14 protein-coding genes are annotated in these 13413 nt (G+C 62.1%); 5 read left to right on the top strand and 9 right to left on the bottom strand.

Going from position 1 to position 13413, the window contains the following annotated elements:
- Positions 1-41 precede the first annotated feature (41 nt).
- From C8D77_RS08320 to C8D77_RS08305, 4 genes are all read right to left on the bottom strand, one after another.
- Positions 42-1013 carry a PfkB family carbohydrate kinase gene (locus C8D77_RS08320; protein ID WP_109660958.1) on the bottom strand — a complete coding sequence of 324 codons (972 nt, stop codon included), beginning with the start codon at positions 1011-1013 and terminating at the stop codon, positions 42-44.
- Positions 1010-2050, bottom strand: coding sequence for an ADP-ribosylglycohydrolase family protein (locus tag C8D77_RS08315; RefSeq protein WP_109660956.1), 1041 nt, complete (start codon positions 2048-2050; stop codon positions 1010-1012). The genes C8D77_RS08320 and C8D77_RS08315 overlap by 4 nt, the downstream gene beginning before the upstream one ends.
- Positions 2051-2053: 3 nt before the next feature.
- The gene (locus C8D77_RS08310; protein WP_109660954.1) at positions 2054-2779 is read right to left on the bottom strand and encodes a GntR family transcriptional regulator; all 726 of its coding nucleotides are present in this window, start codon (positions 2777-2779) and stop codon (positions 2054-2056) included.
- 231 nt (positions 2780-3010) lie between these two features.
- On the bottom strand, positions 3011-3280 hold the full coding sequence (locus C8D77_RS08305; protein ID WP_109661454.1) for a DUF982 domain-containing protein: 270 nt from the start codon (positions 3278-3280) through the stop codon (positions 3011-3013).
- Positions 3281-3353: 73 nt separating this feature from the next.
- Here C8D77_RS08305 and C8D77_RS08300 point away from each other — a divergent pair, with 73 nt between their 5' ends.
- From C8D77_RS08300 to C8D77_RS08290, 3 genes are all read left to right on the top strand, one after another.
- A complete protein-coding gene (locus C8D77_RS08300; RefSeq protein ID WP_023814060.1) occupies positions 3354-3611 on the top strand; it encodes a hypothetical protein in 258 nt (85 codons plus the stop codon).
- Positions 3612-3742: 131 nt separating this feature from the next.
- On the top strand, positions 3743-4030 hold the full coding sequence (locus C8D77_RS08295) for a hypothetical protein (protein WP_109660952.1): 288 nt from the start codon (positions 3743-3745) through the stop codon (positions 4028-4030).
- Between the two features lie 184 nt (positions 4031-4214).
- The gene (locus C8D77_RS08290) at positions 4215-5285 is read left to right on the top strand and encodes a sensor histidine kinase (protein WP_109660950.1); all 1071 of its coding nucleotides are present in this window, start codon (positions 4215-4217) and stop codon (positions 5283-5285) included.
- A gap of 491 nt (positions 5286-5776) precedes the next feature.
- On the opposite strand, the gene C8D77_RS08285 is transcribed toward C8D77_RS08290, so the two are convergent.
- Positions 5777-5941 carry a DUF3309 family protein gene (locus tag C8D77_RS08285; protein WP_082525567.1) on the bottom strand — a complete coding sequence of 55 codons (165 nt, stop codon included), beginning with the start codon at positions 5939-5941 and terminating at the stop codon, positions 5777-5779.
- A gap of 375 nt (positions 5942-6316) precedes the next feature.
- Positions 6317-6952, bottom strand: coding sequence for a methyltransferase family protein (locus C8D77_RS08280; RefSeq protein ID WP_245462875.1), 636 nt, complete (start codon positions 6950-6952; stop codon positions 6317-6319).
- Positions 6953-7250: 298 nt separating this feature from the next.
- On the opposite strand from C8D77_RS08280, the gene C8D77_RS08275 reads away from it, so the two are divergent.
- Entirely contained in the window at positions 7251-9899 is a 2649-nt protein-coding gene (locus tag C8D77_RS08275) for a tetratricopeptide repeat protein (RefSeq protein ID WP_245951676.1), read from the top strand.
- A gap of 48 nt (positions 9900-9947) precedes the next feature.
- Positions 9948-10703, top strand: coding sequence for a hypothetical protein (locus C8D77_RS08270; protein WP_245951674.1), 756 nt, complete (start codon positions 9948-9950; stop codon positions 10701-10703).
- Between the two features lie 103 nt (positions 10704-10806).
- On the opposite strand, the gene C8D77_RS08265 is transcribed toward C8D77_RS08270, so the two are convergent.
- From C8D77_RS08265 to C8D77_RS08255, 3 genes are read right to left on the bottom strand one after another with little or no spacing between them, the layout of a single operon-like run.
- The gene (locus tag C8D77_RS08265) at positions 10807-11829 is read right to left on the bottom strand and encodes an ABC transporter substrate-binding protein (RefSeq protein ID WP_109660942.1); all 1023 of its coding nucleotides are present in this window, start codon (positions 11827-11829) and stop codon (positions 10807-10809) included.
- The gene (locus tag C8D77_RS08260) at positions 11822-12589 is read right to left on the bottom strand and encodes an ABC transporter ATP-binding protein (protein WP_109660940.1); all 768 of its coding nucleotides are present in this window, start codon (positions 12587-12589) and stop codon (positions 11822-11824) included. The genes C8D77_RS08265 and C8D77_RS08260 overlap by 8 nt, the downstream gene beginning before the upstream one ends.
- Positions 12586-13371, bottom strand: a complete 786-nt coding sequence (locus tag C8D77_RS08255; RefSeq protein ID WP_170136705.1) for an ABC transporter permease — start codon at positions 13369-13371, stop codon at positions 12586-12588. The genes C8D77_RS08260 and C8D77_RS08255 overlap by 4 nt, the downstream gene beginning before the upstream one ends.
- Between the last annotated feature and the right edge of the window lie 42 nt (positions 13372-13413).

Raw genomic sequence — 13413 nt, 5'->3', positions numbered from 1 at the left:
TGGGTTTGCCCGGTTCCCGGACTTGTCAGGCTTTCCAGCTGTTATGCATTGGCCTTCTGTGTCCGGCCTGCATCCGACGGGTCGGCGGCATGGCTCAGGAATGTCTGGATTTCGCGGTTCGTCGGCGCCGACGAGCCACCGTGGCGGGTGACCGATATGGCCGCCGCCGCATTGGCATAGCGCGCTGCCTCGAAGGGCGGGAGGCCCCGCGCCAGCGCGCTGACGAAAGCGCCGATATGGGAGTCGCCGGCGCCATTGGTGTCGATGGCGCTGACCTTGAAGCCGGCAATGGTCTGTGCTGACCCGTCGGCCAACCGGACATGGCAACCCTTCGCGCCAGCGCGGATGACCACGCCCGCTGCTTTCGGGCAGTGATCGCCCAGCAGCCTTGCCGCGAGGCCCTCGACATCGCCAGGACCGGCAATTTCGGCCGCCTCCGTCGTGTTGCAGCTCAGCCATGTGGTTCGCGCGAGCACGCGCGACAGGATGGGGCGTGGAATGTCCGTGATGACCGGCGTCGGGTCGAAGACGAAAGGTGTTTCGTCAGGCAATGCCTCGATCCAGTCGGTGAGCGCATCGCGGCTCTTAGGATAGCTCAGCGTATAGCCGGAGGTGAACACCCAGTCGCCCGGCGCAACCGCAATAGGCTTCATCATGTCGGGGCTGAGTATGCTTTCCGCACCCGGCCACGACACGAAGGTGCGTTCAGCGTCGCTCGAGATCATGGCGATACAATTGCCGCTGTCCATCAAGGGCGATGGCGGCGTCAGCGTCGCGATGCCCTCGGCCATGAAAGCAGCACGCAGGAAGTCGCCGTTCGGCCCGCTGCCGAGCTGGCCGCCGAACACCACTTGCATGCCCGTTCGGCTGGCCGCGACCATCATGTTGAAGCCGCCGCCGGCGACCTGGGCGAAGCTCGACGCCGTCTTTTCCATGCCGGGCGCCGGCAAGGCGTCGATGCGGTAGACATAGTCGACCACAGCACTACCGATATGGACGAGGCGGCCGCTCATGCCGCCGCATCCTTGCCGGAACCGGTTTTCGCCACCCTTGCCGCGACGAGGTCCGCGGCGAGCGCGCGAACCTTTGACATGTCGATACCGACAAGCCGCGCGATATGCTGTTGCGGCAATCGGGAAAAACCGCTGCAGGCGCCGGCCATGCCGGCGGCGATGGCACCGATCGTATCGGTGTCGCCGCCGAGGTTGGCGCTGATGATGGCTGCTTGCCAAGGGTCGCCACGAGCGACTTCCAGCACGGCGAAGGCCGCCGGAACGGATTCCTGGCTGGCGACGCCCGTGCCGACCAGATCGGTGATCAGCCGGATGGCATCCCTGATCGCCTTGCCGCGCACGATGTCCTGTGCCCAGACGATACGCGCGGCTATGTCGCCGCCGGTGACCCAATGGCCGAGCGTCGCCCCTCGCCTCGCCGCCGCGACGGCGCTCGCGGAAGCATCGCGCCAACCGCCACCGGCGACGCCGCGGCTGACCGCGGCAGCGACGGCTGCAGCCGAAGCGATGGCGATCGAGGTGTTGTGCGTGGCCCGGCAGGTCTCCGCCACCTTGGCGACGAACGCCTCCAAGGGTTCGAGCGGCATCATGATGCCGACAGGTGCGATGCGCATGGCCGCACCATTTGTGTCGCCGCTGCGTCCTGCTTCCTCGGCCGGCACACCATTGTTGATGGCGTCGATGGCTCGTTTGGTCGACGGCCCCAGCAGATCATAGCTGCCGCGCGCCTTCACCTCGCGCTCCCAGTCGAGCAGTGCATTGACCCAGCGCGCGTGGTCGAAGCGGTCGCCGGATTCGACCAGAATGCGGCCGAGCAGCAGCGCCTGCTCGGTGTCGTCGGTGATGGTGCCGGCAGCCAGTCCCTTCGACACCGGATGATCGGCGAAAGGCGCGATGAAATCCTCGACATGGCCGTAGAGTTCGGCAATGCAGGCCGGTGACAGAAGCTGCGTCGGCATGCCGAGCGCGTCTCCCAGCGCCCCGCCGACAAGTGCGCCCATGGCGCGATCAATGGCCTTGCTGGTTGCATCCGACATCGCTCAGAACCTCATATGCAGCGCGAAATGCGCCGGGTTGAGCAGGCTGGTGACATACTCGATCGGCCGGTCATCGGCCGCACGCGTCAGCCGACGGCCGCGCAGGAACGGCGTGCCTTGCGGGCAGCCGAGGATGGCCGCATCCTCGGCATTGAGCATCTCGATCTCGACCCATTCCTCGCCATGGTCGGGAATGAGGCCGGCGGCGCGCAGCGTCTGGTGCAGCGAGCCCTCGCGCAATCCACGCAACGGTACGTCCTCAAGCTCGGGTGACAATGGCAGCCGGCTGCGCTCGATAGAGATCGCATGGCCGTCGCTGGCGTTGGTGCGCACCCGGTCAACGGCAATGAAGAACGGGCTTTCGATACCAAGCAGCGCAGCCAGATCGGTGTCCTCGATGACCTCCAGCCGCAGCGTCCGCGTCTCGGCATTGGCGCCAGCATCGGCCAACGCCCGCGACCAGCCGATGGCGTCATCGACCGGCTTACCGTCGAAGGTGACGAACGAACCGATGCCGACCTTGGTGGTGATCAGCCCGCGGCTGGACAGTTCCTCGAGACCCTTGCGGACCGTGTTGCGGCTGACGGAGAAGCGCTGGACGAGTTCGTTTTCGCTTTGAAGGCGGTCGCCGAAGCCGAGAACGCCGGAGCGGATCTCATGTTCGAGGACGGTGGCGATCTGCTCGGGCTTGCCCGTGCCGGGAGACAGTTGAACCGCGCGCCGCTTCATATGGGTACCTGTTCAGTGAACCTGTATAATCCTGTTCAATATATAGACACGGACGCCGTGTCAACGGGATCCAAAAGCAGGCCAACGGGCGCGAACGTTGCGGAATGCCTGCAAAACCGCTGACGACAGGCCGGCATACGGATTCCGAGAAACCGACCACCGATCAACCGAAAAGGCCGCAATCAATCAGGAGGATAGCGCCAGTTCTTGATTCAAGCTTGACCGGGCACGCTACGGTATCGACACCTCACGGGGCTCGACGAGGATGTCCGCCTCGATCGCGGCGTTGATGAATGCCGCCCGTGCCGCCGAGGCTTCTTTCTTGCCCTCAAGCACGGCCAGGCAGACCTTGCGGGCAACCATATGCCTTTGCCCCGTCACAACCGGCCAGCGGTTCATCAGGATGTCGGCAGCCTGAGCCACCCTCTCCACATTGAAGATCGAGTTTCGCGATCGGCCGAGCGCAATCCTGACCGGCTCATCGAAACGCTGGTCTTGCACCACCCCACCTCCGAAATCGAACGTGCCGACCCAATTCCCTGTATTGTGATAGGTTCCGCGCCAAAGGTGCAAGATGTCCGATTCCAGTGGCCAGAAAAATCCAAGGCTGATCGTCGTGGTCGCGTTCGATCGCGGCGAGGATGGCGAATTGTTCCCAGCCTTTGGACCCGCCGACCAGCAGAGCGAGGACCGCGCCATACGCACCGCCAGGGCTCTGGCGGCAAAGCATGCCGGCGTTATCGCCTGGAGCCGCGAGGCCGATCCGACGCTGGGCGAATACGGCCCGCCGAACACGCTCTTCGTCAGCGGCGACGTACCTGATATGGAATGATCGATTGGCGGCAAAGCCGGTGAAATAGAACATCGTTTTAATATATATTCCTCTGAAGGAACCGTTTTCTCTCGATCCCGTTTGTCTGCAGGTCGTTTATTCCAATGACCTCGACAGAGAGGAATTCCCAAATGAACCTCAAGATGCTCACGATGGGCGCAATGGCGCTTGCGATGATGACTGGCTCGGCGCTGGCCGCTAGCAACACGTCGGCACTCGATGATCCGGCGAAGATGTCGCCCTTCTTCACCGATGCCGGCATGAAGACCATGAAATCCGAGGCGGAATTCAAGGCCGCCTGGATGGCCATGAAGGAAGAAGACCGCGCAGGCATGATGAAGGAATGTGGCGACAAGGCCATTGCCAAGTCGCATGACAATTTCTGCAAGATGACCAAGCAGCTCGGCGGCGCGAACTGACGCAGCAGGATTTGGGCGAATGCCCGAACAGAACGGCCGGAGGCGGGCCAAGTGCCCGCCTTTTTTAGGGACGATGTACGACATCACATCATCGTGCCGGCGGATTCAATTCGCGACAACACCTGGGCAAAGGTATAGTGCTGATGGTTGGAGGGGCAAAACGCCGCTCGTCTGGCTTGTGCCCATGTTTCAACCCATCGTGAATATCGAAGACGCGCAGACGCTGGCGCAAGCGATCGTCAATACGATCACCGAGCCGTTTCTCGTCCTCGACGAGCAGTTTCGCGTGCTGGCGGCCAGCCGCTCCTTCTACAACACATTTGAAGTCGACCCGCAGCAGACCCAAGGCTCGCTGCTTTACGCGCTCGGCGACGGTCAGTGGGATATTCCGGCACTTCGCCTGCTGCTGGAGACGATCATTCCTGAGAAGACCGCCATGGACGATTTCGAGGTCGAGCATGATTTCCCGCAGATTGGCCGCCGCACTATGCTGCTCAATGCCCGCAAGGTGCTTTACGACCACAGTCCGGCCATCACCATCCTTCTCGCCTTCAATGATATAACGGCCCGTCGTATCATCGAGCGGGAGAAGGAAGAGCTGCTCAGCCGCACCGAAGATCTGCTTCGGCAGAAAGACGTCCTGCTGCGCGAGATGGAGCACCGGGTCGCCAACAGCCTGCAGATCATTGCCTCGATCCTGTTGCTGAAGGCACGCTCGGTCACGTCGGAAGAGACACGCCAGCATCTCAAGGATGCCCATCAGCGCGTTCTGTCCGTGGCCGAGGTGCAACGCCATCTCCACACCTCGGCCGGCATCGACGAGATCGATGTCGGCTCTTACCTTCCGAAACTGTGTAGCAGCCTCGCCTCGTCGATGGTCGGCGAAACCCAGCCGATCACGGTTACCGTGACGGCCGAAGGCGGCAGGATGGATTCGCAAAGGGCCGTCAGCCTCGGCCTGATCGTCACCGAACTCGTGCTGAACGCCATCAAATATGCCTTTCCCAAGGAGAAGGCCGGCGCTCACATCCAGGTGAGCTACGAGACCGCGGGCAGCGACTGGAAACTAACGGTTTCGGACAATGGCGTTGGCAAGATCGCCAACGACCTACCGACCGTCGGGCTTGGTACAGCCATCGTGGAGGCGCTGGTCAAACAGCTGGAAGCCAAGGTGGAAATTGTCAGCGACACTAACGGCACCAGCGTGTCGGTCACCCGGGCGACGTTCACCTCACGGGTGCCGCGAGCGGCGTAAAGCCGCTACCACGATGCCTCGACCTTCATCGCGATCCTTTTTCTGTTCAGGCATGACGGTCGATGCGGCGGATGACCTTGATGGCCTCTGCTCCCGCCGCGCCAATCAATGCATCGATTCCCTGGATGGACCGCGAGCCGCCACCATCCGCCGCGGGACGTGAAGATCATCGTGAATTTCGCAGAGTGTTGTCCGCAGCGTCATGGGCATTGGCAGCCTTCCGTAACTCAACGGCATCGACGCAAGCCGGTTCCCTCGCACCATCAAGCAAAAGCCCGCCACGGTGAACCGGAGCGGGCCTTGGAGGAGGACAAGGGGTGGGACCCCTCCTCTTGTTTCCACGGGGGGTGTGGACCGCAATCACCTTACAAAAATTTCGAAACGAGCTGGATCACAAGCAGCCCCGCACACATCACAATCCGGTGCGCGACAGGCACCGAGGCGGTCACGAGATTGCGATCGCCCCGGAGTCAATCGAGCGAGCAGCGCGGCTAGATCCGCCCAAGCACAACCAGCACGATGAGGATGAGCAGAACGAGCCCGAGGCCACCGCCGCCATAATAACCGGTTCCGTAGAACGGACCGCCGCCAAGACCGCTGAAGCCGCCAAGCAGCGCAATGATGAGGATAATGATGAGAATGGTTCCTAGGCTCATGGCTTTCCCGCTCCTGTAAGCGCTGATGCGCCGGTTTGAACATCGCGTTATTCGGATGTTGCTGGGGATGTGAACGCTTTCAGAGCATTAGCGTTCCGCCCGGCGAGCGATGCCCAACCGAGGTAACACGCAGAAAGCCCGCCAAGGATGGCGGGCTTTCCGATCGGCCGGAGGCCAGGAGAGTGCGGTCAAGCCTCACGGCTCGGCACTTCCGATCCGGCAGTCTTGATGTCAGCGGCGTGCGATGAGCAGGCAGAGCTGGCCGCCTGGCCATTCCGCAGGAAATCCGGAAACCTGCATCGCGCGGAAAGCTTGCCATCCGCTCGCAAATGCGGCCGGCGGCCCAGCCCGGTATTGCGGGTGGGCGCCCTGTTGTCAGACGATCCCGTAGAACAGCCTGTAGTGGACGCGTTTTATATAGTCCCGGTACTCCGGCGTGGCGGCCAGCAGCGCCTCTTCGCGCAGGATGCGATGCACCTGGAAGAAGGTGATCACGGCGTAGACGGCAAGATTGTAGAAGGAAAAGGCCGACAGCAGGAACAGGATATGGCCGGCAAGGTAGCCGGCATAGATCGGATGCCGCACAAGGCGGTAGGCGCCGCCGGTCATCACGCCGCGATTGCCCGGCAGAATGGCGAACGAACGGCCCAGCGATATCTTTCCCCAGATCACAAACCCCAACGCCAGGGCCTGCAGAGGCGCCGCGAAATAGACCGGAACGATAGCCACGCCCGGCTCCAGATCGATGAAGCCGACACCGAAACTGGCGATCACCGAGACCACCACCGTGAGCGGATTCCAGTCGCGAACCTGCGGCCGCCGCGACAGAAGCAGCCAGGTAAAGGTCAGGATCTCGGAAATCGCCAACAGCGCCACATTGATACGCGTCGGGTCGAGCATAAGGTGGTACACGCCGCGGTAGACGAACAGTCCCGCAAAGGCTAGCGCGCAGATCCGAAAGAAGCCTTCCCGCAAATCAACCAGGATTTCGCGCTTTCGGACTGCGGACAAAATCCCGTCGTCTTTGATACGCGAAAGGGTTTCGCTTTTTGATATGAGCAAGGCAGGCACCCCAATGATCCCTCAGGGCGACCTTTGCATGCAACCATTGCCGGGCAGTTAATCAACAACCTCAGATCGGCATTAAAACGGGATCAATGCTACCGAAGGCATCCGAGCCGCCACCGCATCGCGCGACAGATTGTTTCGGCATCATTGCAATTTATGCTTGCATTTTGGAACAAATAAAGAACAATAAATCAATTACCGCTGAGGCGGACCAAGGTTTTTCGGGGGGAGGACCAGCGATATGGCGAGCTGGAAAGGTGCGGGGTTGCCCGTCGCCGTGATTGGATTGCGTGTGCCGATGAAGGTTTCGCCCGGCCGGCTGTTGGCTGGGCTTGCTGTCATTCTTGCCCTGAACGCACCGGCGCTCGCCACAGAGAGGGACTACGCAACCTGCATAGGCAAGGACGTCGAGCCGGACAAGCGCATCGCCGCCTGCACGCCGATCGCTGAGGACATCACGCAGCCGCCGCGCATCCGCGTCATGGCCTACTTCCATCGGGGCGTCGCCCGGGACGACAAGCAGGACTACGATCGGTCGATCGCGGACTACAGTGAGGCGATTGCGCTCGATCCCAAGCAGGCATCGGCATACTTCAACCGCGGAGCCGATTGGTACGACAAGGGAGACAACGACCGCGCTATCGCGGACTTCAACCTCGCCATCAGCCTGGAGCCATGGTCCAGCGATGCTTATTCCAGCCGCGGCGCCGCATTCCTGCGCAAAGGCCGTACCGATGCAGCTATTCTCGATTTTCAACAAGCGATCGAGGCCGATCCACAGAACGGCAACGCACATGCCGGCCTCGGCGCCGCCTGGGACAGGAAGGACGACCTAGTGCGCGCCGTCGCCGAACATGACGAGGCGATCCGCATCGATCCGAAGGACGATGCCAGCTATTACGGGCGCGGCATAGCGCGGGCCGGCAGGAAAGACTATGACGGCGCTATTGCCGATTTCGACGAGGCGATCAAGCTCGATCCGGGCAATACGGACTATCTCGTCAGCCGCAAAGCGGCTGCGGCGGCGAAAGCCGAGCTGCAACCCGGCGCCGAACCTGCGGTCCCGCAGGGCGCCGACAATGATACCCAGCCCGATGCCAAGCTTTCGACCGCCAAGATGGCGGAGCTCATTCAGGCGACCGACCCGCGCGTTCTCGTCGCGGTGCAGAACGGCGACAGCTTGTCGGATGCCGGCAAGTATGACCAGGCAATCGGCGCGTATGGCAAGGCGATCGCGCTCGATCCTGACAGTCCCCTCGCCTATTTCGGCCGCGGCAAAGCCTGGGACGCCAAGCGCGCCTATGACCGGGCGATTGGCGACTATGACCGGGTGATCAAGCTCCTCCCGAATATGGTCTCTGCCTATGTTCGCCGGGGCATGGCCAAGGCCACGACCGAGGATGCCGAAGGTGCTCTCGCCGATTGCGGCCGGGCCGCCGAACTCGATCCGAAGGTGCTGGATGCCTATTTCTGCATAGGCATGGCCTGGCATGTGAAGGGCAACGCCCAGCGCGCGATCACAGCCTATTCGGCGGCGATCGAGATCGATGCCAAAGATGCCCCCAGCTATTACGGGCGCGGCATAGAACGGGCCGACAGCAAGGATTATAGCGGCGCCATTGCCGACTTCGACCAGGCGATAAGGCTCTATCCGGGCAATCCGGACTACGCGGTCGCCCGCAAGGCGGCCGTGGCCGCCTTGAAGAAAGGTGGTGCCACGCAGGACGCCGTCGGCTCGGACCCGAAGAACCTCAAGGCCTTCATGGATCGTGGCGATGCGTTCTACAGGAAGCGCAAATACGATCGCGCGATCGCCGAGTACAGCCGCTCGATCACGCTCGATCCAAGGAAGGCCGCCGCCTATGTCGGGCGAGGACTGTCACGCGTCGAGAAGGGCGATTATGATGGTGCCATCGACGACTACGGCAAGGTGATCGAGCTCTATCCGACCTATTTCGACGCCTATTTCGGCCGCGCCGTTGCCTGGGGCAAGAAGGATCAATTCGATCGCGCCATCGCCGATTACAATCGCGCGATCGAACTTGATGGCAGCTATGTGCCCGTTTATTTCGGGCGTGGCAGCACCTGGTTCGCCAAGGGCAACTACGATCGAGCCATTGCCGACTACGACCAGGCGCTCGAGCTTGATCCAAAGCTGGCCATCGCCCGCAAAGGTCGCAAGGTGGCGGTGGCGGCGAAAGCGAACGCCTCCAAGACGTCAGACGAAGCCGCAGGTCAGGCCGGCGAGGAGGCAATCAAGCCAAGTAGCGCTTCGCCAGCCGCGCAGACGTTCAGCAAGGGCTGGACGCTGCATGAGAGGGACGACTATGACGGCGCCATAGCGCTTTATGACAAGGCGATTGCGCTCTTCCCGGCATTCCACGACGCCTATCTGGCCCGAGCAATGGCCCGGGAGGCAAAGAGCGATTACGCTCATGCCGTCGCAGATTACAGTCAGGCAATCACGCTCAATCCGAATTTTGCCGATACCTACTACGACCGTGGCCAGAACCGCGGTTTCCAAAGAGATTACGATGGGGCGCTTGCTGACTACGGAAAGGCCATCAGTCTCAATACCAAGGACGCAAGGGTCTATGCCGATCGGGGCCTCATCTTGATGGGCAGGCATGAGGACGCCGCAGCGTTGCGTGATTTCGAAAGGGCGCTCAGCCTCGATCGCAAGAACCTTTTTGCCTATTTGGGCCGGGGCGTGATTCGGATCAGCAAGGCGGATTATGACGGGGCCATCGCCGATTTGAGCCAGACGATAAAGCTCAAACCGGATTTCGCCGTCGCCTACAAAGTGCGGAGCAGGGCGTGGGACGCCAAGGGCAACCACAAGCGCGCCGAGGCCGACCGCAAGAAAGCGCTGAGCCTCGGGGCGAAATAGAGACAAGGTTTGGGAGACTGCCAGATGTCGCGTTGGAAAGGCCTGGGCGTGGCGGCGGTCGCCGCTTTGTCCTTTGTTGCGGTAAAGGTGTTGCCCTGGGCGTTCGGCTTTGCCGGCGGTAAATATCTCTACCAGACAGTGGCGGGTTCCCCCGATCCGCAGACGCTGACCGCGGCTCAGGTGAGCGAACAGATTGAGAGCCAGGGAAGCCAGATCTTCAAGGCAATCAAGCAGGAGTTCCCAGAAGACTACGACGTCGTCGTGGAAAAGATCACGGCCGTGGCCAGGCTTGGAAATGTCGATCAGGTGCGAAACACGAGCAGGATGGCGGTCGCCGATCTCAGGCAACGATACGCATCCCTGCTGTCCTCGGCTCCGGACAGCAAAGCCGCCGAGGCGCTACGTGCACAATTGGATATGCTCAACCATGTCATGGCGCGGGAAACCGCTACCATCTGCAACAACTACCTCCGTGAAGGGCCGGGCGCGCTCAGCACGCAGGACCAGGATTTCCTGATCGACATGGACAAGGTCGGCGCCACCCTGTTCCGCGCCTTCGGCGCAGCGAAGAATGGCAGTCTGCCTGCCGCTGTTGCCAGCGACGGAGACTGGTCGCTGCTGGCCGACGCTTTCACCAATGCTGGCGGCACTCCCGCCGAGATAACTGCCATTGCCAATGTCAGCCGGGAATTCGAAGGTCTCTGTCCAGCCGTAGCAAAACTCTACGCAGCCGCCCTGTCGCTGCAGGGTGAACCCGGGCGACACATCAAAACCACTCTGCTCTATGAGATCGCCCGGAATTAGCCGGGATCTGCTGATCCGTGCGTCTGACATGGATCTGTCGCGCCCCGTAAACCTCTTTGACTGGCTAGCCATCTCCTCGAAGCTCGAGAATCCGATTGGCGCCTTACCCCAGAGCTGAATTGCTGAAATACTTTGCAAAATCAGGGCGTTGCGCCAGAACTTTGCCGTCGGCATCACGCAATATGCCGGAGGCGAAGAGATAGTCGCCGATCGCTTCCATCTTGGCCGGATCCATCGTCCCGATGGCGCCGCTTTGGCTGCGTAGATAATGACCGTCGATCAGCGCCTTCAGCGAAGCCTCGATCAGCGCGGGATTGGTCAATGCATCCTTGTTGGCAGCGATCAGCAGGGCTGCCGCATCTTCGGGGTGGTCGACAGCGAACTGGTAGCCGCGCCGCGTCGCCTGGACGAAAGCGGACGCAGGCTTGGGGTTTGCCTGGATGTAGGCTTCGCTCGAAGAGATCAGCGTCGTGTGCTCATCAGGCACGCCGTAATCGGCATAGACGAAGCTGCGCTGCTTGACGCCCTTGAGTTCGGCTTCGACACCCTCCCAGGTCGAAACTTCAAGCGTGAAATCGACCGAACCATTGGCCAGCGCCTCATAGGCCGAGGTGCCGAGCGTCACCGTCTCGAAATTGCCCTTGCCGCCATCATGGCGGATGATGGTCGATATCAATGCGTTTTCCCAGGCACTGCCGAAGCCGCCATAGGTCAAGCCGTCGAGGTTCCTCGGGCTTTTGATTTCGCTGCGTGCCTCATTGAACACCACGCGACCGGTTTCGGATTGCACCACCGCATAGACGCCCTTCAGGTCCGCCCCGGCGGTCTTCTGGGTGAACAGGCTGATGGTGCCGTTGATACCGAAATCGGCGACGCGGTTTGCGACCAGCGTGCCCGCACCGGTATCGCTGTAGGGCAGGATCTCGACCTCGAGTCCGGCCTCGCGATAAAAGCCCTTGTCGCGGGCGACGAACAGTCCGATGTGGTTGGTGTTGACCGTCCAGTCGAGGGCGACGGTGACCTTTTGTGCAGCCGATTGTGCTTGGGCTCGCCCCGATCCGGTAACGAGCGGAAGGCCGGTGGCAAGGGTCAGCAACAAGGCCTGCCGGCGCGTCAAGTCAGTCATGGTCGTGTCCTTTGGATGGGTTGGGGTTGAGGATGATGTCGAGGATCTCGGCCTCGAGCGCACTTGCCTGGCGCGCGGCATCGCCGCCAAGGCTGCGCGGGCGCGGCAGCGGCACCTCGATTTCACGCACGATGCGGGCCGGGCGCGCCGACAGTACATAGATCCGGTCGGAGAGGAACACGGCTTCGCGTACGTCGTGAGTGATCAGCAGCGCCGTCCAGCGGTGGTGCCGCCACATCTGTTCGAGCCAGCGCTGCATGGCGGTGCGGGTCAGTGCATCAAGCGCACCGAACGGCTCGTCGAGCAGCAGCATGTCACGCTCCTGCACCACGGTGCGCAAAAGCGCCGCGCGCTGGCGCATGCCGCCCGAGAGCTGCGCGGGAAAATGCCGCTCGAAGCCGGCAAGCCCGAACTCGGCAAACAGCGGCGCGACGCGCGCCCGCGCCGCCTTGCGCCTGATGCCTTGCACTTCGAGCCCGAGCGTCGCGTTGTCGAGGATGCGTCGCCAAGGCATCAGCGCGTCGCGTTGCGGCATGAAGGCGAAGTGCCTGCCGTGATCGTCGAGGCGCGCGCCGTCGAACAACATCTCGCCCTCGCCATGCTCGGCGCCGGTCAGAAGCTGGAACAGCGTCGACTTGCCGGCGCCCGAGGGCCCAAGGATCGAGACGAATTCACCAGCGCCGACACTCAGCGAGATATCGGCCAGCACGTCGAGCCCGCCGAACGCTTTGCGCACATGCCGCAGCTCGAGCCGGCTCATCGCCACGGCCTCTTCCCTGCGGTTTCCTTGCCGGCGCGCTCCCAGGGCATGGCCAGGCGCTGCAGCAGCACAGTCAACCCGAACAGGACAAGTGTCAGCGCGGCGCTGACACCGACGGCGGCCAGCACCAGGTCGGGGCGAAAATTGTTCTTGGCGTTGAGCATGTAGATGCCCAACCCCTTCGCGGCGCCGGCATATTCGGCGAAGATGGCGCCGACCACCGCATAGGTGATGGAGATTCTCAGGCCAGCGAAGAAATAGGGCAGCGCCGAAGGCAGCCGCGCCAGCACGAAGATGCGCCAGCGCCCTGCCCCCATCGCGCGCAGCATTTGCCCGACCTCGGCCTCGGTCGCCTCATAGCCCTCGACCAATGCCACCAGCATCGGAAAGAAGGTGACCAGCGCCACCAGCATGATCTTGGGCGCCAGTCCGAAGCCGAACCACAGCACCACCAGCGGCGCAATCGCCACCAGCGGCAAGGTCTGGCTGACAATGAAGACGGGAAACAGCGCACGCCGCAGCGGCTGGAAGAAGTCGACCAGCATCGACAGCGCAAAGGCGGCGCTGAGCGAGCAGGCAAAGCCAAGCAGCGTGGCGCGGATGGTCGGAATGGCGTTGTCGACCAGCGCCTCGCGATTGAGCATCGCTTGCTCGAAGACACGCGACGGCGCCGGTAGTATCGTCGGCTTGATGCCGGAATAGCTGGCATAAAGCTCCCATGCCAGCAGGAGCAGCCCGACCGAGATAATGGCCGGTCCCGCCTTGACAAGAAGGCTCGCGATCGGGCGCGAAGCGACGGATGATGAGGCCACTGGAGATAACCT

It is taken from the genome of Mesorhizobium loti (genome assembly GCF_003148495.1).
Classification (GTDB): domain Bacteria; phylum Pseudomonadota; class Alphaproteobacteria; order Rhizobiales; family Rhizobiaceae; genus Mesorhizobium; species Mesorhizobium loti.
Note: the sequence above shows the minus strand (reverse complement) of the source record. Positions and strands in the feature narration are given on the sequence as shown.